A 22,072-nucleotide genomic window follows, 5' to 3' on the forward strand; every position below is an offset into this window, starting at 1 on the left:
CCAAAACAGTATGTTTTGGTGTAAAGTAACATCGTAATTTTGTGTGATTTCCCTCGGTAATAACTCTAGTTCTTCAGTAATAGATATTTCCAAAACAGTATGTTTTGGTGTAGAGTAACATCGTAATTTTGTGTGATTTCCCTCGGTAATAACTCTAGTTCTTCATTAATAGATATCTCCAAAACAGTATGTTTTGGGGTACAGTGACATCAAAATAAGTTTTTTGACACAAAAAATTAGTGAAGTACTAAAATTGACCATTACACTAAAGACGGGTTGCAGCTTTAGTTTCAAAATCGCTAATAGTATTGATATAAAAAGATTTTTGCCGGGGCAAAAGTCTAGCAAGCATCCGTTTTTAGTATAAATAATGTTTTTCATGTTGCTTTGCACAGGATACTAAGCAGAAATCTAACATCTCCTTCCTCACCTTCAGCATACACTTGTGAATATATGTCAAATGTTCAGTTAGACAAGACTTACCTAGACTTACGTGAACCTGTATTTATCAAATTGCGTAAAGGTTCATGGTGGTTAAGATTAGTAACACTTGTTATTGTAGATTTTTCTCTTCTATTACTAGCTTGGGTATTGGCTAAAAATTATTCTACAAATTATAATTGGTTTGATATAAAAAGCTTTTCATCTATATCAATAGCTGCTGCTATCCAAATAGGTGCATTAGCTATCCAGGGTAATTACCACTCTGGTAAAAAATGGTATGATTACTTAAATATTCTGAAAACACTGACTTTTGCACATGGACTAATATTATTTTTCTGTTTACTATATCAGCCAATAATTGAGTCTAAGAGTTCATCATTAATTATATGGTCGTGGGTATTTAGCACAACCTTTGTTTGTTTTGGTAGATATATTGTATACCTTAAGCTTAATTATCTACGAAGATTTAAATTATTAGGTAGGGCTAAAATATTTATTATTTGTGAATCTCAAAAGTACGAAAAATTCGTAAACCTAATCAATAAAGACGAGCGTTACGTCTTGCTAGGACAAGCAAATGCTAATTGTTTAGATAGAGATTACCGCCAAGAAACGTTAGGGAAACTTAATAAATTGGGTGTAACGGAAATTTTCGTTTCTTGGGATGCTATCAAAAACAGAATTTTTGTCTGCTGGCTATTTCAGGCTGCGGGAATTGCAGTACATATTGTCCCAATGGAACTAAATCCGATTCATAGAGATATAGATTTCAATAGAATTGGAGGGATGACTTATTTAACTTTTGATTGTCCAATAATCACAGGTAGAGATTTTTGGATTAAGCGGAGTTTTGATTTTTGTTTTGCTAGTTTATTTTTATTGTTGACTTTTCCTGTATATCTAGCGATCGCCATAGCGATTAAACTAGATTCTCCTGGTACAGTCTTTTACAAACAAACTCGCATAGGCATACGGGGAAAACAATTTAAAGTCTGGAAATTTCGCACCATGAAGTCTGATGCGGAAAAGATGCAAAAAGAGTTGGAAGCTCTGAATGAAGTGAAGGACGGCATTATCTTTAAAATCAAAGATGACCCAAGAATCACCAAGGTTGGTAAATTTCTCCGTCGTTACAGCTTAGATGAATTACCTCAAATCTTTAACGTCTTGTTGGGAGAGATGAGCTTAGTTGGTCCTCGTCCTTTACCTACTAGAGATGTAGAGAAATTCTCTGAGCGTCATTTTATCAGACAAGAAGTTTTACCTGGTATTACTGGTCTTTGGCAAGTTTCTGGTCGCTCAAATATTTTAGATTTTGAACAAATAATCAATTTGGATCTGAATTACATTGAAAACTGGTCACTCCGCTTAGATTTTGAAATCCTACTCAAAACAGTACGAGTAGTTTTGAAAAAAGAAGGTGCTTATTAGGGAAATGTCCAGAGAAATTTGATTTTTCATGATAAAACAATCGGTGATTTTAACTTTGTATGGAAAAACAGTTAAGGAAATATCCCCACAACCAGTGCATTCATCAGTTATTTGAAGAACAAGTAGAACGCACACCTGATGCAGTGGCTGTTGTTTTTGGTGAACAACATTTGACTTACCAACAAGTAAATCACCGAGCCAATCAATTAGCGCAATATCTGCGAACCTTGGGTATAGGTGCAGAAATGCTAGTAGGAATTTGTCTAGAGCGATCGCCAGAAATGATCATTGGATTGTTAGCAATCCTCAAAGCTGGGGGAGCTTATGTACCTTTAGATGCAGGATATCCACAAGAACGCCTAGCTTTCATGCTAGTAGATACCCAAATTCCAGTGTTATTAACCCAAAAAGAATTAGTCAAAAAATTACCTAATCATGAGGCGCGCGTAATTTGCCTTGATACTGATTGGGAAATCATCAATCAACACACACCAGAAAACCAAAATATTAGCATCACACCTGATAATTTGGCTTATGTCATGTATACCTCAGGTTCTACAGGACAACCCAAAGGTGTGAGTGTTGTTCATCGTGGTGTAGTCCGCTTAGTCAAAGAAACTAACTACGCTAACTTTACTAATACAGAAATATTTTTACAACTTGCGCCCATATCTTTTGATGCTTCCACATTTGAAATTTGGGGTTGCTTACTCAACGGCGGAAAACTCGTTTTATATCCCAGTAACACCCCATCTATAGATGAATTAGGACAAGTTATTCAAAAATATCAAATCACTACCATCTGGTTAACAGCAGGCTTATTTCATCTCATGGTAGATGAAAATATTCATGCTTTAAAACCCTTACGTCAACTGTTAGCAGGTGGTGATGTTTTATCCGTTTCTCACGTCCAAAAATTTCTAAAAACAGTAGAAAATTGTCAACTAATTAACGGTTACGGCCCCACAGAAAACACCACCTTTACCTGTTGTTATCACATCAAAGACCCAGTCAGACCAGATAGCTCAATTCCTATTGGTCGCCCCATCGCTCATACCCAGGTGCACATATTAGATGAAAATTTGCAACCAGTAGCAATGGGAGCAACAGGAGAATTATATATTGGTGGCGACGGCTTGGCACGCGGTTATCTCCATCGTCCAGAATTAACCAAAGAAAGATTTATTGAATTAAATAACTCAAACTTTCAATCCCTAACTCTATATAAAACAGGGGATCTAGCTCGTTATTTACCAGATGGCAATATTGAATTTCTGGGACGAATTGACAACCAAGTGAAAATTCGCGGCTTCCGCATTGAGTTAGGAGAAATTGAGCGAGAGATTTCTCAATATCCTGATGTGCGAGAAAACGTCGTTTTGGCTCATCAGACGGCAACAGGCGAAAAGAGATTGGTAGCTTATATCGTGCTACATCAAAGCAGTTCATATAAACAAGAACAATTACGTAATTTCCTCCAGCAGCGATTACCAGACTATATGTTGCCATCGGCATTTATGGTTTTAGAATCATTGCCGTTAACTGCTAATGGCAAAGTAGATAGACATAAACTTCCCACTCCCAGCAAAGAACGTCCCCAACTGGAACAAGTATATATTGCACCCCAAACTGATTTACAACGGCAGTTAACCAATATTTGGTCTGATGTTTTGAATATTGAGCCAGTGGGTATTGATGACAACTTCTTTGATTTGGGTGCAACTTCGACCTTAATTATGCAGATAGCTGTGCGAGTACAACAACAACTAGGAATTGAGCTATCGGTGGTGAAACTGTTTCAGTATCCTACAATCGCTGGCTTGGAAAAATATTTAAATGTAGAGCAGAACACTCAACAATCCTATAACCAGCTGCAAAGTCGCGCTCAACGCCAGCAAGCAGCAGCTTCTGCTCGTCGTCGTCATAGTCAACGGGGGGTTTAAGCAATGGTGAATATGAAAACAGTGGAAAACCAAGAGCCTCTTGATGGTGTTGCAATTGTTGGTATGGTAGGACGATTCCCAGGTGCGAAAAATGTCCAGGAATTTTGGGGAAATCTTTGTGCTGGGTTAGAGTCAACTACTTTCTTTCAAGATGAGGAGTTAGATCCCAGCATAGATCCGCACCTCATACAAGATCCGAGTTATGTGAAAGCTAGAGGGATAATTCCTGGGGGAGAAACCTTTGATGCTGCCTTCTTTGGAATTAATCCCAGAGAAGCCGAAGTGATGGACCCCCAAAGTCGGGTGTTTTTAGAACTAGTTTATGAAGCGCTGGAAAACGCCGGTTACGATGCTGAAGCATACAGTGGCTTAATTGGTTTGTATGCTGGCTGTGGTCAAAATACCTATTTCGCTAATCATATCTGCGGTCGCCGGGAAATTATCGATCGCGTCGGTGAATTTCAGACAATGCTGGCCAATGAAAAGGATTTTTTGACTACCCGCGCTGCCCATAAGCTCAACCTCAAAGGCCCGGCTGTTAGTATCAGTACTGCTTGTTCTACTTCTTTGGTGGCAGTCATTCAAGCCTGTCAAAGCTTAAGTAACTATCAGTGTGATATGGCTTTAGCTGGTGGTGTGTCCATGACTACACCCCAGAACAGTGGTTATATCGCCCAAGAAGGAACTATGTTATCTGGGGATGGTCACTGCCGTCCTTTTGATGCCAAATCTCAAGGCACAATGTTTAATAATGGTGCGGGATTAGTAGTATTAAAGCGTGTAGAAGATGCAATACAAGATGGCGATCGCATCTATGCAGTCATTCGAGGCTTTGGTATAAACAATGACGGTGCTGACAAGGTAAGTTTCACTGCACCTAGTGTAGATGGGCAAGCCGAAGCCATAGCAATGGCTCAAGCCTATGCTAACTTTCATCCAGAAACGATTTCTTACATTGAAGCTCATGGTACTGCCACATCTCTAGGCGACCCCATTGAGATTGAAGCTTTGACCCAAGCCTTTCGCATCCATACCAATAGCAAACAATTTTGTGCGATCGGTTCTCTCAAAAGTAATGTGGGACATTTAGTAGCGGCGGCTGGTGTTGCAGGTTTGATTAAAACTGCCCTTGCCCTTTATCATCAGCAGATTCCGCCCAGTTTAAACTTTGAGGCTCCAAATCCCAATATTGATTTTGCCAATAGTCCTTTTTATGTCAACACTCAATTAACTCCTTGGCCGCAAGGAGAAACGCCCAGGCGTGCTGGTGTGAGTTCCTTTGGTGTGGGTGGGACTAATGCCCACATTGTCCTAGAAGAAGCACCAGCGATTCTACCTTCTAACTTATCCCGCCCCAGCCAGTTATTATTGCTTTCAGCCAAAACCAGTACAGCTTTAGATACAGCTACAGCAAATTTGCAGGAGCATTTACGAAACAATGCCTCCATCAACTTAGCTGATGTTGCCCATACCCTACAAAGGGGACGTAAAGCCTTTAACTATCGGCGCTTTGTGGTTTGTCAAAATACTAAAGAGGCCATCACCACGCTACAGTCTTTAGAACCCAAGCGCGTGTTGACTCGCCACACACAAGTCCGTGATCCCGAAATTGCCTTCATGTTTCCCGGACAAGGTTCACAATACGTCAATATGGGATTTAATCTCTACAGCCGCGAAATTGTGTTTCGGCAAGTAGTAGATCAGTGTGCAGAAATTCTCAAACCAATATTGGGTAGAGATTTGCGAGAAATTATTTATCCAGTAGCCACGGATATTGAAACTGCATCTACAGCACTGCAACAAACCTGCTTTACCCAGCCTGCATTATTTGTAGTTGAATATGCCCTGGCGCAATTGTGGCAAAGTTGGGGAGTGAAGCCCCAAGCAATGATCGGTCACAGTATTGGGGAATTTGTGGCTGCTTGTCTTGCCGGTGTCTTTAGTTTAGAAGATGCCTTAATGCTGGTAGCTAATCGTGGTCGATTGATGTGGGAGTTACCCAGGGGGGCAATGTTATCTGTGCGTTTGTCCGCCCCAGAGGTAGAAAAACGATTGACAGGAGAATTAGCGATCGCCGCCATCAACAGCCCTTCTCTATGTGTGGTTTCTGGAACCACAGAAGCGATCGCCGCCTGGCAGACACAACTAGAGACAGCAGAAATTGTCTGTCGTCTGTTACACACATCCCACGCATTTCATTCTCCCATGATGGAGGCGATCGTTGCTCCCTTTGCTGAGTTAGTCGGGAAAGTTAAATTATCGCCACCCCAAATTCCCTTTGTTTCCAGTGTTACAGGTGATTGGATTACCCCAGAAGAAGCCACCAATCCCATGTATTGGGCCCAGCATTTGCGCCAGACAGTCAGATTTGCTGATGGTGTCAAAACTTTATGGCAGCAGCCAGAACGCCTCTTACTAGAAGTAGGGCCACGCACAACCACCACCACCCTAGCACGGCAACAAGCTAAAGATATTAAACAACAAATAACCATCGCCTCTCTCAGCGACAATGCCGATAACGAGGCAGAATGGACAGCCCTACTGCAAGCAATGGGGCAACTATGGTTAGCAGGAGTCACCATCAACTGGAACAACTTCTATCAAGAAGAAAGACGAAAACGTATTCCTCTACCTAACTATCCCTTTGAACGTCAACGCTTTTGGATTGATCCTCTACCCCATCCCAACCGTAATACCAATCACAAACCTGCCCATTATCAACTAGAAAAAACTCAAACTATGTCAGCCCAAACTACACTCATTTCACTGCTAAAAGAAATTATTGAAGAAACCTCTGGACTAGAAATTGCCAGCGTTGACGCATCAACAACATTTCTGGAAATGGGTTTAGACTCTTTGTCTCTCACACAAGTTGGACTGGCATTGAAGAAAAAATTCAAAGTTAAAGTTTCACTGAGACAGTTACTAGAAGTTTATCCAAATTTAGCAACACTGGCTGATTTTCTCCAGCAAAACCTATCTGCCGAAGCTTTATCTGCATTAGTTCCTTCCGAAACAACATCACCATCCGCCACCTTAAGCCTGCAAGAAGTTTCAACAAACGGCTCAAATGGCAAGAATGGCAAGAATGGTTCTACCCCATCCCCAATGTTGCTAGTACCTCCAACTTCAACAAATGGAAATGGATCAAAGAATGGCTCCTTACCCCAAGTTTCTTTGCCCAATGTAGCATCCAGCGCCCTCGAAGGGGTGATTAATCAGCAGCTACAAATTATGGCTCAACAACTAGCGCTGCTGGGTAATAACAGTCAACCTGTAACTGTGCCAGCCGTAAACGGACAAAATAACGGTGTCAAATCAGAAAAACCCGTTACCCAAAGCAACCAAAAACCAGAACCACAAGATTCTACAGAGAATCTTCCCAAGAAAGTTTTTGGTGCAGGCGCTCGCATAGAAACCACTCAGACTAAAACTCTCACACCGCAACAACGCACTTATTTAGACAGCATTATTCAAAGATATACACAAAGAACTCAAAAATCTAAAGAATATACTCAAACCAATCGCCCTCATCTAGCAGATCCCAGGAGTGTTTCCGGCTTTAACCCAACGATGAAAGAGATGGTTTACCCAATTGTGGTATCTCGCTCATCGGGTTCTAAACTTTGGGACATTGACGGCAATGAATACGTCGATTTAAGTAACGGTTTTGGCCTGAATTTGTTCGGTTGGTCGCCTGCATTTGTCACAGAAGCCATCGAAGCCCAGCTTAAGCTCGGTATGGAAATTGGACCCCAGACCCCATTGGTGGGAGAAGTTGCCAAGCTGATGTGTGAAATAACCAACTTCGATCGCGCCGCTTTTTGTAACACAGGTTCAGAAGCAGTACTAGGAGCGATGCGCCTGGCACGAACCATTACAGGACGTAACTTAATCGCCATCTTCTCTGGAGGTTATCACGGTATTTTAGATGAAGTTATTGTTCGTGGTACAAAAAAACTGCGATCGATTCCCGCAGCCCCTGGTATCCCCCAAGAAAAAGTAGACAATATCTTAGTAATTGACTACGATGCTCCCGATGCTTTAGATATTCTCAAAAGTCGGGCTGATGAATTAGCTGGTGTCATGGTGGAATCAGTACAGAGTCGCCGCCCAGAATACCAGCCAAGGGAATTTCTCCAACAATTGCGACAATTCACTGAACAAGAAGATATTGCCTTGATTTTTGACGAAATTGTCACCGGCTTTAGGATTCATCCCGGTGGCGCACAAGCTCATTTTGGCATCAAAGCTGACATTGCTACCTACGGCAAGATTGTAGGTGGTGGTTTACCTATTGGAGTCATTGCAGGCAAATCGAAATACATGGATGCGTTGGATGGTGGCTTTTGGCAATACGGAGATGATTCTGTTCCAGAAGTTGGCGTGACTTATTTTGCCGGAACTTTTGTGCGTCATCCCCTAGCATTAGCGGCAGCAAAAGCAGTACTCCAACATCTACTAAAGAATGGACCAAGCTTGCAACAACAGTTAAACGCTAAAACTGATCAGTTTGTGGCAGAACTAACGGATTATTTCCAACAAATGCAAGCACCATACACTGTTCACAATTTCGGTTCTCTGTTTATGGTGAAGTCTGCACCAGAATTCCTCTACGGAGACTTATTATTCTACTTGATGCGGGATAAGGGAGTGCATATTTGGGATCATCGACCATGCTTCCTCACCACAGCTCATTCTGATGCTGATTTGTCCTTAGCAATGGCAGCCTTTAAAGAAAGTATTGCCGAAATGCAGTCTGCTGGTTTTTTTTCTGCCCCAATTTCAACAGCTAACAATAGTCCAGAATCATCTAAGAACCTTCGTAACCGTCCACCCCAACCCGGAGCTAAATTAGGGCGAGATCCTGAAGGTAATCCATCCTGGTATGTTCCAGATCCTCAACGACCAGGGAAATATTTACAAGTCAGTAGTGTTTCTTAAAACAGATTGACATCAGCCTATCTCTGTTGTTTAAAAAACAGGTTTTTGCTAATAAAGCAACAGAGGTAATTTTTATACATTGAATTGATTTTCTTTTCAAAATTTAATTTTAGTAAATTAGCAAAGCAATATGACTGTAATAGCCTCCCCCTATCAAAAATATCAGTTTTTGAAAAAAGTTTTAAAGAACATTCCTGTCATTTCAGATTACATCCGTTATCACTGGAGTTTTTATAGAACTCTAACTGCTTGCCGGGGCGTTTATCGTAACTTTCCTGAGGCGTTGCGGGCAACTCCAAAAGGGGCTAAAGCTGGCTACAACCAGCCTGAAATTAGTAAACATCCATCCGCAGCAAAATTAACAGCAGCCAGGGAGGCTAATGAGTTTAATAGTCAGGATTATCCAATCCTTGTCTGGCTTGCGTCTGCATTCAGAAATAGTTCAACTGTTTTTGACCTCGGTGGTAATGTAGGACACGCCTACTATACTTCCAAAAAGTTTTTGCAATATCCTCACAATTTGCAATGGTTAGTATGTGATATTCCAGAAGTAGTTAACGCAGGAGAGGAGTTAGCAAAAAAAGGCAATAACCCAGGCTTATCTTTTACTGTAGATTTTTCCCAGGCGGAAAATTCAGACATCTTGATTACTTGCGGGACTCTTCAATACATAGAACCATCATTGGCAGAGATGTTGAATAAATTGAAGAAAAAACCTCGTCACATCTTGATAAATCAAGTACCATTTTACGACGGAGAAACATTTATTACACTACAAAATATTGGTTATGCTTTTTGTCCTTACAAAATTCAAAATCGCCACGAATTTATTGCATCACTTTCAGCAATTGGATATGAATTAATTGATAATTGGAAATTAGAGCGTTCCTGTGCTATACCTTTTCATCCTGAGAGATTGGTTCGTAACTATCAAGGATTCTATTTACGTCTTCAATAGTTTTAGATGTAAATTTAGATGAGGAACAGACTGTTAATAGTTCATCGAGATATAGCTTTCATGACCAACGATGTAAAACATATTAAGCCTCTGACTTCTATACGAGGTATTGCAGCTTTATCAGTTGTAATACTTCATTTTTCTTACTATGCCTTACCAAAAACAGGCGTAATTTTGTCATCCTATAGTGCTTTTTTCTATAACAGCTATTTATGGGTTGATTTTTTCTTCATCCTGAGTGGTTTTATTATGACTCATGTTTACATCAATCATTTTTCATCTGGAGTCAATTTACATAAATACTGCTCATATTTATTTTCGCGCTTTGCTAGGATTTATCCCCTACATATATTTATATTGATTCTTTTTATTGGATTAGAGATTATAAAAATATTTTTACCAAATGCTGATCCTTTTACAGAAAAATTTAATTTAACTGCACTTTTTGCTAACATTTTTTTGTTGCAAGCTTTCGCTCTTAATTGTCCACCATTATTTTGGTGTAATACCTATTGGAATGAACCAGCTTGGTCAATTAGTGTAGAATTTATTATTTACTTTATATTTCCATCCCTCTTGATTAAATTGTTAAACAATCAGCAGAAAGATGATTTGTTAATTTACTTTTTTAGTCTGACATTATTATTCTTGGTCACACTAACCAGAGGTAATCTAGACAGCATTATTGGAATACCTTCAATAGCTAGATGTGGACTAGAATGTATTATTGGTATTATTACTTATAAGTTATATCGCAAAGGCAATTATCAAAAATACTGGAATAACAATTTATTAGCCATCGTATCTTTATTGTGGATATTTTTGATTATGAATTTTAACTGGGATGATTCGCGTCTTATTCGTAGTATCCACGACTGGATAGTCTTACCGGGTTTTTCGCTACTTATCTTATCTTTATCCGTTAACAAAAATAATGTAATGACAAAATTTCTTAAATCATCATTTATCGTATATTTGGGGACTATATCTTACTCTATTTATATGGTTCACTGGTTTATTCAAGAAGCATTAAAAGTTTTTTGGTTTTATAAGTTTAATGTTACTTTCGGAAGTACTTTTAACGAATATCAATCTATGATATCCTTGGGTATATTTATGGTAATAGTATTATGCAGTGCATCATTAATTCATAACTTTATAGAAGTACCTGGGAGAAATTCTTTAAAATATAAATTTTTAACTAAACAATAAAACAATATCTTCATCATTAATAGCTCACGAGTAAAATACAATCTTCTTTATGCGTGAGCCAACTTGAAATTTATTAGCCTACTCTCATAGCAAGAGTTACGATGTTTTATGAAAATATTACCTATAGAAAATCAAACTGAATTGACCGCTATTGATTTCGATCCATTTGCAGATGGTGAATTATTATTAACTGCCCCTGCTACCGAATCTCAAAAAGAAATTTGGGCATCTGTACAGATGGGGAGTGCTGCTAATTGTGCTTATAACGAATCCCAATCCCTAAACTTAAAAGGACAATTCAATTTAGAAGCTTTTCAATCTGCTATCCAACAGCTAGTTCAACGTCATGAGGCTTTACGAACAACCTTTAGTACTAATGGTAGTACACTCTGTATTGTGGCTTCGTTACTAATTGATATTCCTTTTATTGATGTTTCTAATTTAGAGGTTCAAGAGAGAGAAATAAAAGTAGCTGAAATCTTACAGCGAGAAGTAGGACAACCTTTTGATTTAGAACATGGCCCACTATTTCGAGCAAAAATAATTAAATTGCATCCCCAAGAACATTTAGTTACTTTAACTGCCCATCATATTATTTGTGATGGTTGGTCTTGGGGGGTACTGATGCCTGATTTGGGTCAGATATATTCTGATTTGCTGCAAGGGATAACGCCTGATTTAGAAGAGCCAGACAAATTTAGTGAATACGCTATTTTACAGGAAGAAGAAGAACAAACATCAGAAGCGATCGCCACAGAACAATATTGGTTAGAGCAATTTTCTGACTCAGTACCCGTAGTAGACTTTCCTACAGATCGTCCCCGTCCACCACTGAGGACTTTTAACGCTGCCCGTGAAGACTGGCAATTAAAACCCGAACTAGTTACCCACCTCAAACAACTAGGAACAAAATTTGGTTGTAGCTTTATGACAACTATTTTGGCAGGGTTTGAAGTTTGGCTACATCGCTTGACAGGGCAAAAAGATTTAGTTGTCGGTATTCCCGCCGCCGGACAAGCTGCCTCAGGACAGTATAATCTTGTGGGGCATTGTGTAAATTTATTACCACTGCGGACTCAGATAGATAGCCAAAAATCTTTTAGTCACTACTTACAAACTAGACGTTCCACCATCTTAGATGCCTACGATCATCAACAATTTACCTTTGGTGGCCTAGTCAAAAAACTGTCACTGCCACGGGATTCTAGCCGGATTCCTTTAGTGCCAATTACATTCAATATTGATCAAGGATTGGATAGTGATAAATTACCCTTCGCTGGATTGGAAGTAGAATTTTTCTCTAATCCTCGCTCATTTGAAAATTTTGAACTGTTTATCAACGCTACAGAATTGCGTGGTCAACTGACACTGGAATGTCAGTACAACACTAATTTATTTGATGCTGATACTATCCGCCGTCGCCTGGCAGAGTTGGAAACCTTGCTATTGGGTATAGTGTCTAACCCCGATCAAATTATTGCTAAGTTGCCCATCTTACCAGCCGTTGAGCAACAGTTATTAGCAGTATGGAACCAGACTCAAACTGACTATCCCCAAGATAAATCCATACACCAGTTATTTGCGGAACAGGTAGAGCGCACCCCCGATGCTGTGGCCTTGATATTTCAAGAGCAACAACTTACTTATCGAGAATTAAATATTCGAGCCAATAAATTGGCGCAATATCTGCAAACACTAGGAGTAGGGGCAGACGTTCTGGTGGGTATCTGCGTTGAGCGTTCCTTAGAAATGGTGGTTGGTCTTTTAGGCATCCTAAAAGCAGGTGGCGCTTATGTACCACTAGATCCTGGTTATCCACCAGAACGCCTGGCTTTCATGCTGGCAGACACCCAGATTCAATTATTATTGACTCAAAAACATCTAGTTGAAAAGCTACCTACCCACACTGCAACATTAATTTGTCTAGATACCGACGGGGATACGATCAACCAAACAACAGTAGAAAATCCCGTTAGTAACGTCACAGCCAATAACTTGGCTTATGTGATGTACACATCTGGTTCTACAGGTCAGCCCAAAGGTGTCAGTGTTATTCATCAAGGCGTAGTTAGATTAGTCAAAGAAGCTAACTATGTCAGCCTCACCGATAAAGAAGTATTTCTGCAAATTAGCCCCATCTCTTTCGACGCTTCAACTTTTGAAATTTGGGGTTGTTTGCTCAACGGTGGAAAACTAGTAATATTCCCTCCAAACACACCATCTTTAGACGAATTAGAGCATATTATTCAACAACACCAGGTAACAACTCTGTGGTTAACGGCTGGGTTATTTCATCTGATAGTCGATGAAAAAATTGATGCGTTAAAACCCTTACGTCAACTATTAGCAGGTGGTGATGTTTTATCAGTTTCCCACGTCCAGAAATTCCTTAGCACAGTAGAGAACTGTAAATTAATTAATGGTTATGGACCAACGGAAAACACAACTTTTACTTGCTGTTATGACATCACAGCACCACTAAAACCAGGGGCTTCTATTCCTATTGGTCGCCCGATCGCCAATAGCCAAGTTTATATATTAGACTCTCATTTACAACCAGTTCCCATTGGGGTCACAGGTGAACTGTACATTGGTGGGGATGGTCTAGCGCGAGAATATTTCCATCGCCCTGATTTAACTGCTGAGAGATTTATTCTTCATCCTTTTAGCTCAGATCCTCAATCACGCTTATATAAAAGTGGTGATTTGGCACGCTATTTACCCGATGGCGAGATTGAATACCTGGGTCGGATTGATAATCAGGTAAAAGTCAGTGGTTTCCGCATAGAATTGGGTGAAATTGAAATCGCATTTTTGCAACATCCAGCAGTCAAAGAAGCTGTTGTAGTTGTTAGAGAAGATACTCCTGGAGAGAAACTCTTAGTTGGTTATTTTGTTGCAGAAACTGGTCAAGATAACTTGTCAATCATCTCGGAATTACGTCAATTTTTAAAACAACAACTCCCAGAATATATGGTGCCAAAGGTTTTTATGGCACTGGAAGCTTTACCACTAAATGCTAACGGCAAAGTTGATCGCCGAGTACTACCAAAACCTGATTCTTCTCGTCCAGAATTAGAAGCAAATTATGTCGCACCGCGCACTCCCATTGAGCAACAAATTGCTGACATCTGGATGCAGGTTCTCAATATCAAACGGGTGGGAATTTACGACAACTTTTTTGAACTGGGTGGATATTCTCTAGTAGGCATCCAAGTCATCTCTCGACTGCGCCAAGCCCTGCAAGTAGAAATCTTGATGTCCAACTTATTTGAACTACCAACCGTGGCAGATTTAGCAGAACGAGTAGAGACTCTGCGTTGGGCAACTCAGAACGTTCAAGCTACTGGAGTTGAAACCGCAGATGATTACGAGGAAGGTGAGCTATGAAAACATTGGATGAACTCCTATCTGAGCTACGTCAGCGAAATGTGCAGCTTTGGCTGGAAGGCGATCGCCTACGCTATCGGGTAGCAAAAGACAGCCTCACCCCAGAACTGCTAACAGAGTTAAAGTCTCAAAAAGCGGAAATCATTGACTTTCTGCGGCGAATTACCACAGTAGCCAGTTCTCAAATTCCTCCAATCGTATCCTGTGAACGGAACGGCAGCTTACCACTTTCTTTTGGTCAACAAAGGTTATGGTTTCTCCATCAGTTTGAACCTGATAGTTCCTCAAATAATATGCCAGTGGTGGTGCGTTTTACAGGCAACCTCAACGTTACCATCCTCGAAGAAAGCATTAACGAAGTCGTCCGTCGTCATGAAGTTTTGCGGACAACTTTCCCCGCCGTCAATGGAAAAGCTACTCTACTCATCGCTCCTGATATTTCTTTACAATTGCCAATAATTGATTTGCAGTCAGTATCAGATGAAGAACGGGAGGCTGAGGCTTACCGATTAGCAACTAATGAAGCTCATCGACCCTTTGACTTGGCTAACGGCCCCATCTTGCGAGTCTTACTGCTCAGGTTGAGCGAACAAGAGCATCTGCTAATTTGGAATATGCACTGCATAGTTTGTGATGGGGCTTCATCTGATGTGTTTTATCAGGACTTGACCACCATCTACAAAGCTTTGGCAGAGGGAAAAGCATCTCCATTATCTCCTTTACCACTACAGTATGCTGATTTTGCTCACTGGCAACATCAGTGGCTACAAGGAGAGGTTTTAGAGTCCCAAGTAAATTACTGGAAGCAAAAACTAGAGGGCAGTTTACCTATTATTCAATTACCTTACGATCGCCCTCGTCCTGCTGGCGCGCAGACTTATCGGGGCGATCGCTCCGCCCTACTGCTACCAAAATCTCTGAATTATGCCCTAACAGAATTGAGTCAAAAGTGGGGTGTAACTCTCTTTATGACTCTACTGACGGTGTTTGAGCTACTACTCTACCGTTATTCTGGGCAAGAAGACCTGCTTATTAGCTTTGCCAGTGCTGGTCGGGGGCAGGTGGAAACCGAAAGACTCATTGGATTTTTTTCTAATACTCTTGTCTTGCGGAGTGACTTGGCAGGTAACCCAACTTTCCGCCAATTGTTGGGTCGGGTACGTAAGGATTGCTTAGAAGCTTATGCCCACCAAGACCTACCCTTTGAACGGTTAATTGAAGAACTCAGACCAGAGCAACGCAATCGCGGCACCTCATCACTATTTCAGGTGAAATTTTCCCTCAATCCCCCTTGGTCGAATGGTCGTGGCATGGCATCGGTGGAGTTGCCTGATTTGAAGATTACTTCCCTGTTTGGTTACATCTATCATGGCAAGACCAAATATGATTTGACATTGGTGTTACGGGAACAGGATAACGGACTGGGCATGGTATTTGACTACAATGCAGATATGTTTGAGTCCAGTACCATAGAAAGGATGTTGGGACACTTCCAGAATTTACTTGAAGGTATTGTAGCTAATCCAGATTGTCCGATTTCCGAATTAACTTTGTTAACACAGCCAGAGCAGCATCAGCTTTTAGTTGAGTGGAATCATCGCCAAACTGCGGATATCAAAGATGTTTGCATTCATCAATTATTTGAGGCTCAAGTCCAACGCACTCCCCATAATATTGCTGTAATTGAGCATAATCAACAACTAACTTATCAAGAACTCAACGAACGTGCCAATCAATTAGCTCATTATTTGCAGACATTAGGGGTAGGTGCAGGGATATGTGTTGGTTTATATTTAGAGCCATCCCTGGAAATGATTGTCGGATTGCTGGGTATTTGCAAGGCCGGAGGAACATACATACCAATCACCCCAACATCCCACCAGGATGCTCTAGCTTTCATCTTAAATGATGCTCATGTATCTTTATTGTTAACTAAAAAGTCCTGGTCTGAGAAACTACCTGAGTGCGAATCCAGCATTATTTGTTTGGATAGTGATGAAGAAGCGATCGCCCCCCACAGTCGGCAAAATTTAGTCACTCAGGTAACATCTGGGAATCTCGCCTGTGTAATATATACACTCAATCCGATAAATAAACCCGACGGGATCGCCATGAGCCACAGCAATTTAGTTAATCATGCTGTAGCTATTCATCAACTTTGGGAAGTGAGCGCAGGCGATCGCATCCTAGTGTTTTCTGGTATCAGTAGCGATACAACTATCGAATCACTATTCCCCTGTTGGATGAATGGTGCTAGTGCAGTTATTCAGCCCCAAACCACCCAAAACTCAATCACAAATTTCTTTTCGTTCATCGCCCAACAGCAGATTACAGTTCTCAATTTACCTACTTTCTTTTGGTATAAAATACTGAGAAAAATATCAAACTCTCAAGCACCTTTACTTGAAAGCTTACGCTTGGTAATGGTTGGCGGCGAAAAAGTCTCACGTACTGCTTATGAAAGTTGGATAGAACTGGTCGGGAAACAAACACGCTGGCTCAATGCCTATGGCTCAATCGCCACAACGTTCACTGCCACAGTTTACGATCCACAAACAGCTAGTAGTGAAACAGAAATTCTCATCGGTCAACCCATAGCCAATACTCAAATATACATTCTCGATCAACTATTGCAACCTGTACCCGTTGGCGCTCCTGGAGAAATCTACATCAGTGGTGTTGGTGTCGCTAAAGGCTACTTCAGACGCACTGATTTGACATCTGAGAGATTTATCCCTCATCCCTTCAGTGACAATACTCATGAACAATTGTATAAAACTGGAGATTTAGCCCGCTACCTACCAGATGGCAATATTGAATATTTGGGACGCACTGACAACCAAGTGAAAATATGTGGTGTCTGTGTTGATTTAGAACAAATAGAAGCTCTACTTCATCAACATCAAGCCATAACTCAAGTCGTGGTTATTGCTACTGAAGTAACTTCTGGCGAAAAGCAGCTAGTAGCTTACCTCGTCACTCAACCAGAACAAACTCCTACAATTGATGATTTACAAACTTTTCTCTCACAAAAAATTCCCCATTACTGGATTCCTTCAGACTTTATTTTCCTAGAATCTCTACCTGTCAATACCAACGGGCAAGTCAATCGTGGCGCTCTCCCAGAGCCTAATTTCATCAAACAAAAATCAGGAGCTAATTTTGTAGCTCCTCGCAATCAGCTAGAAATAGAGTTAACGAAAATTTGGGAAAATGTTTTAGGTAAACATCCAATAGGATTAAAAGACAACTTTTTCGGGTTGGGAGGACATTCACTTTTAGCACTACGAATGTTTTCTCAGATTGAAACTATTTTTGGTAAAAATCTCCCCCTAGCTATCCTCTTTCAAGCACCGACAATTCAGCAATTATCTGACATTTTGCAACAGGAAGGATGCTCAACTTCATGGTCTTCACTTGTTCCTATCCAACTCAATGGATCTAAGCCACCTTTATTTCTAATTCATCCAATTGGTGGTAACGTTTTAGAGTATTCTACCCTTGCTCGTTATTTAGGTGAAGAACAACCCATTTATGGACTACAGTCCTTGGGATTAGATGGTAAGCAAGCTCCTCTGAACCGAGTTGAAGACATGGCTAACGCCTATCTTCAAGAAATACGTAGCATTCAACCTAATGGGCCATATTTCATTGCAGGTTATTCCTTTGGTGGATTAGTAGCCTATGAAATGGCACAACAACTATACACTCAAGGACAAAAAATAGGACTCTTAGCCTTATTAGATACAAGCTGTCCTAACTTACAGATAACTCGTCCATCATTGACTAAATTTGTCCGAGTTCATGTAAATAATCTTTGGAAACTTCAACCCCAAGAGAAGTTGATTTATATCCGCAATTGGTTGAAGTGGTATTTAAAAAATAAAAATACCAGAGATGTTTTAATTCAAGATTGGCAAGAAGTTTTGGAAAACTCTCATATTGTCAATGTTATAGATGCTAACGTACAAGCTTATGAAAATTACACAGCTCAACCGTATGCAGGAGCAATGACTTTATTTCGCTCTAGCATACAGCCAGTGAAATTGTCAGACAATATTGATTTGGGATGGCATGATTTAGTCACGGGAGGTTTAGAGATTCATCATCTTACTGGAGATCACAGCAGGTTACTCAAAGAACCCCACGTCCAAAAATTGACAGAACAATTGCAAATCTGTTTAGAGCGATCGCTAACAGACAATACTTTGCTTTCTGATGATTTAAATAAATTTCAACAAAGGCTGATTTCTCATGTCGGGACAACGCAAACTAGTAGTCAATTCTCTATCAATGTTAGTAAATAAGTTAACACAAGGGATTACAACCTTTGTATTAACTGCGGCTATAGCTCGTAATCTCGGCGCTTCCTCCTTAGGGCAATATCTTTTGGCTCTCAGCTATTACTACATTTTTGTGAATCTTATATCTCAAGGTTTTAAGACCTTGTTTACTAGAGAAATAGCTCGTGAGCCAGAATTAACATCAGAATACCTAGTAAGCGGTACTTTATTACAGTTTGTTTTTAGCATTATTGGTTATTTAGCCCTAGTTGTTGTAGTATTTTTACTACCATATAATGCCGATACTTCATTCATTTGTTACGTTATGGGCTTGACTATTGTACCTTTTGCCCTTTCCAACATCACGGAGGCAATTTTTCAAGCTCAAGAAAAAATGCACTTAATTGCTATTTCTACTGTACCAGTTTATATTCTCCGTTTACTGGTGATGATCTGGGCGATTCAGCTAAATTATGGAGTTGAGTATATTGCCGGAATTTTACTATTTTCTGAATGTTTGATTTTGGTAATTGAATGGTTATTATTGACTCAGATAATTAAACCTAAATGGCGCATTAAGCAAGATTTTATCTGGAAAACTATCAAAGCAGCCCGCACGTTTGTTGCTATTGAAGGGATAGGTATTATTTCGAGCAAATTAAATCTACTTATTTTATCTATTTTAGGTAGTGAAGTCTTAGTTGGCATTTATGGGGCAGTCATACAGCTTTTACAGCCCTTTATTCTTGTTTCTAGTAGTATAGCTTTGGCTGCTTTCCCTAGTATGTCCAAAGCTGTTGCTATAGATAGAAATCAACAACGCAAAGTGGCAGAAGATGTAATTAACATCTTACTTTGCATGAGTTTACCGTTCTTTGTAGGGATTTTATTATTCTCTCATGACTTATTATCCTTGGTATACAAAGATCAAGGTATTACAGAAGCAGCAACAACCTTAAAACTAGTTTCTTTTGCACTGATTTCAACTAGCTTTTCGGGAATATTTGGCTATTTATTGATAGCAAATAGCTTTGAAAGATTTAACTTAATAGAAGCAGTATTAACTACTTTAGTAGGAGGTGTATCAGGTATTGTTTTAATTGGTCAATATCAATTATTGGGTGCTGCCTTGATGAGTCTGTTTATGAGTTATACTAATTTGTCTTTTTTCGGATACATCATCTATCGCCGTCTATTCTCCCTAAATTTTCGGCGAGTTTTAATCCGTCCTTCGTTGATTACCACTTTTATGACTGCTATTTTTTTCTTACTTAAAGCAACTAATTTGAATTTTGCATGGATTTTAATTTTTGCATTTTCCATCTATATTATGCTAATCTCCTTGTTGGCTGTTCGTCAATTTGGAGGCTTTAATTCTGTCTACAAAAAAATTCTTAGTAAAGGGTGAATTTTAAAATATATCAAGAAAATATTTATATGAAACCTGATATATCCGTAATTATTCCTGCATACAATACAGAGGTCTATATTGCCAAAGCAGTAGAATCTGTTTTATTCCAAACCTGGAACAATTTTGAACTAATTGTGGTAGATGATGCCTCCACAGATTGCACAGTAGATGTAATTAAAAGTTTTACAGACCAACGAATCAAATTATTTGTAAACTCCAAAAATACTGGCGCAAGTGGTGCGCGTAACCGCGCTCTTCAGGTGGCTCAGGGTAAATGGATTGCTGTTCTGGATGCAGATGATTGGTATGCACCAGAGCGATTAGAAAAACTATGGCAAGTAGCAACTTCAGAGAATGCTGACATTGTTGCTGATGATTTATATCTTGTACAAGATGGTCAAGATTTTCCGTGGAGTACAGCCATTCGTGAAAGTGGAGAAATAATTAATAACTTAAAAATAATTGATCCAGTATATTTTGTAAAAACAGATGTCTACGGCAAAAAAGGCTTGCGTCTTGGTCTTTCCAAGCCTATGTTTAGAAGAGATTTCCTCATCAAAAATCATATCAAATATGATGAAAATCTCTTAGTAGGGGAAGATTTCTGGTTGGATATGCAGTGTTTAGTTATGGGAGCTAAATTTGTTCTCGTCCCACAGCCATATTATTACTATCGTTGCCGTCAAGGTTCCTTAGTATCTTCTAATCAGAAAAAAACTCTTGAGTTATATTGTAAAAAAGTGCAAGAGTTCATCAAAGAACAGAATTTAGTCTATCAAAATCCTCAGTTAGTACAAGCTTTATCTCATAATCTTGCAGTGTTACAAAAAAATCTAGCTTATCATCGAGTTGTTGAACCAATTAAGAAGAAATTATGGCTATCTGCTTTGCACGAAATTTTCAATTATCCTTATTTTTTTATACATCTTTCTATGAAAATTCCAGGTATAATTAAACGCAGAGTTAAGTACTATATATTACAAGATAAATCAGCATTTAGAATTTATAATTAATAATAATATGAAAGCTAGAAATTCTAAATTTGCTAATAGTCAAAATACAAATATACAAGTTAAATTCGCTAAGTTAATCATGAAGAGATTTGGAAATTTCCCTATCTCACCTGATATCTATGTAGGAGAATTAGAAGAAGTTTTCAATCATTCTATTTTTGTCAACGGTACACATCATAAGAGGAAAGAAATTATGCTTCATTCCTCCCAAAGTAGTTATGAAAGTGAAAAAGCCTATTCTTTATGTAATTATTTTGGCAAAGACCTAACTCCCTATTTAGAAAATAAAAATGTCCTAGACTTGGGCTGTTTTAATGGAGGCAGAGGTATAGCCTGGTTTGAGAAATTTAACATGGCATCAATTACTGGAATTGATGTCAAACATGAATATATTGATGCAGCAATGCAATTTGCTGGATTGAAAAACATAAATGCTAAATATTTACTAGCTAAAGGAGAGGAACTACCTTTTGCTGATAAAACTTTTGATGCAATTGTGGCCTTTAACGTTATGGAACATCTCCAAAATGTAGAAAAAACTCTGATTCAATGCGATCGGGTTCTGGGTTCAAATGGAGTTTTATGTGTTGTTTTTCCCGGTTACTATCACCCTACAGGACACCATCTAGACTTGGTGACAAAAATCCCCTTCATACATTACCTTTTTAAGGGTGAAATTTTGATGCAAGCGTATTATGAAATTTTGCAAGAGCGTGGTGAAGAAGCTCATTGGTATTATCGTCATTCATCAGAATTGAAATCATGGGAAAAATGTAATACCATTAATGGTACTACAGTTGCTAAATTTCAAAAAATAATCAAGACACAAAACTGGCAAATAGTCCTAAAAACTTGTAAGCCAATTGGTAACGTTGGCAGAAATATTTCTCAAAATGAAATAATCAATTTAGCCTCAATTCTTCTATATCCTTTGGCATCAATGCCAATCTTACAAGAATTATTTCTACATCGAATCACGTATATTTTGCGAAAACATACAGACGAGAAATAAGAAATTTTATTGAAAATATTACAATTTAACG

Annotated in this window: 10 protein-coding genes; all 10 read left to right on the forward strand. The window is 39.3% G+C overall.

Annotated features, from left to right (window positions below):
- The first annotated feature begins 453 nt into the window (after nt 1–453).
- The 10 genes from ACM5QX_RS03780 (at nt 454) to ACM5QX_RS03825 (ending at nt 22,041) form a co-directional block, all read left to right on the forward strand.
- Nucleotides 454–1,875 carry a sugar transferase gene (locus tag ACM5QX_RS03780; RefSeq protein WP_414752441.1) on the forward strand — a complete coding sequence of 474 codons (1,422 nt, stop codon included), beginning with the start codon at nt 454–456 and terminating at the stop codon, nt 1,873–1,875.
- 59 nt (nt 1,876–1,934) lie between these two features.
- Nucleotides 1,935–3,818 carry a non-ribosomal peptide synthetase gene (locus ACM5QX_RS03785; protein WP_414752442.1) on the forward strand — a complete coding sequence of 628 codons (1,884 nt, stop codon included), beginning with the start codon at nt 1,935–1,937 and terminating at the stop codon, nt 3,816–3,818.
- 3 nt (nt 3,819–3,821) lie between these two features.
- Nucleotides 3,822–8,762, forward strand: coding sequence for an aminotransferase class III-fold pyridoxal phosphate-dependent enzyme (locus ACM5QX_RS03790; protein WP_414752443.1), 4,941 nt, complete (start codon nt 3,822–3,824; stop codon nt 8,760–8,762).
- 130 nt (nt 8,763–8,892) lie between these two features.
- The gene (locus tag ACM5QX_RS03795; protein ID WP_011321493.1) at nt 8,893–9,720 is read left to right on the forward strand and encodes a TIGR04325 family methyltransferase; all 828 of its coding nucleotides are present in this window, start codon (nt 8,893–8,895) and stop codon (nt 9,718–9,720) included.
- A gap of 60 nt (nt 9,721–9,780) precedes the next feature.
- Complete coding sequence (locus tag ACM5QX_RS03800; protein ID WP_414752444.1) at nt 9,781–10,932, forward strand: acyltransferase family protein; 1,152 nt, start codon at nt 9,781–9,783, stop codon at nt 10,930–10,932.
- Between the two features lie 108 nt (nt 10,933–11,040).
- Nucleotides 11,041–14,322 carry a non-ribosomal peptide synthetase gene (locus ACM5QX_RS03805; protein ID WP_414752445.1) on the forward strand — a complete coding sequence of 1,094 codons (3,282 nt, stop codon included), beginning with the start codon at nt 11,041–11,043 and terminating at the stop codon, nt 14,320–14,322.
- Complete coding sequence (locus ACM5QX_RS03810) at nt 14,319–18,629, forward strand: amino acid adenylation domain-containing protein (RefSeq protein WP_414752446.1); 4,311 nt, start codon at nt 14,319–14,321, stop codon at nt 18,627–18,629. Before ACM5QX_RS03805 ends, ACM5QX_RS03810 begins: the two co-directional genes overlap by 4 nt.
- Nucleotides 18,577–20,013 (forward strand): oligosaccharide flippase family protein, encoded by a 1,437-nt coding sequence (locus tag ACM5QX_RS03815; RefSeq protein ID WP_414752447.1) that lies wholly within the window; start codon nt 18,577–18,579, stop codon nt 20,011–20,013. The genes ACM5QX_RS03810 and ACM5QX_RS03815 overlap by 53 nt, the downstream gene beginning before the upstream one ends.
- Nucleotides 20,010–21,029, forward strand: a complete 1,020-nt coding sequence (locus ACM5QX_RS03820) for a glycosyltransferase family 2 protein (RefSeq protein WP_414752448.1) — start codon at nt 20,010–20,012, stop codon at nt 21,027–21,029. The genes ACM5QX_RS03815 and ACM5QX_RS03820 overlap by 4 nt, the downstream gene beginning before the upstream one ends.
- 7 nt (nt 21,030–21,036) lie before the next feature.
- The gene (locus ACM5QX_RS03825) at nt 21,037–22,041 is read left to right on the forward strand and encodes a methyltransferase domain-containing protein (RefSeq protein ID WP_414752449.1); all 1,005 of its coding nucleotides are present in this window, start codon (nt 21,037–21,039) and stop codon (nt 22,039–22,041) included.
- Nucleotides 22,042–22,072: the final 31 nt, after the last annotated feature.

The organism is Anabaena sp. CCY 9910 (assembly GCF_963920875.1).
Taxonomy (GTDB): domain Bacteria; phylum Cyanobacteriota; class Cyanobacteriia; order Cyanobacteriales; family Nostocaceae; genus Trichormus; species Trichormus variabilis.

Excerpts from the sequence above, each read along its gene's own strand:
- ACM5QX_RS03780 (WP_414752441.1), top strand. The coding sequence starts at position 454 with ATGTCAAATGTTCAGTTAGACAAGACTTACCTAGACTTACGTGAACCT.
- ACM5QX_RS03785 (WP_414752442.1), top strand. The coding sequence starts at position 1,935 with ATGGAAAAACAGTTAAGGAAATATCCCCACAACCAGTGCATTCATCAG.
- ACM5QX_RS03790 (WP_414752443.1), top strand. The coding sequence starts at position 3,822 with ATGGTGAATATGAAAACAGTGGAAAACCAAGAGCCTCTTGATGGTGTT.
- ACM5QX_RS03795 (WP_011321493.1), top strand. The coding sequence starts at position 8,893 with ATGACTGTAATAGCCTCCCCCTATCAAAAATATCAGTTTTTGAAAAAA.
- ACM5QX_RS03800 (WP_414752444.1), top strand. The coding sequence starts at position 9,781 with ATGACCAACGATGTAAAACATATTAAGCCTCTGACTTCTATACGAGGT.
- ACM5QX_RS03805 (WP_414752445.1), top strand. The coding sequence starts at position 11,041 with ATGAAAATATTACCTATAGAAAATCAAACTGAATTGACCGCTATTGAT.
- ACM5QX_RS03810 (WP_414752446.1), top strand. The coding sequence starts at position 14,319 with ATGAAAACATTGGATGAACTCCTATCTGAGCTACGTCAGCGAAATGTG.
- ACM5QX_RS03815 (WP_414752447.1), top strand. The coding sequence starts at position 18,577 with ATGTCGGGACAACGCAAACTAGTAGTCAATTCTCTATCAATGTTAGTA.
- ACM5QX_RS03825 (WP_414752449.1), top strand. The coding sequence starts at position 21,037 with ATGAAAGCTAGAAATTCTAAATTTGCTAATAGTCAAAATACAAATATA.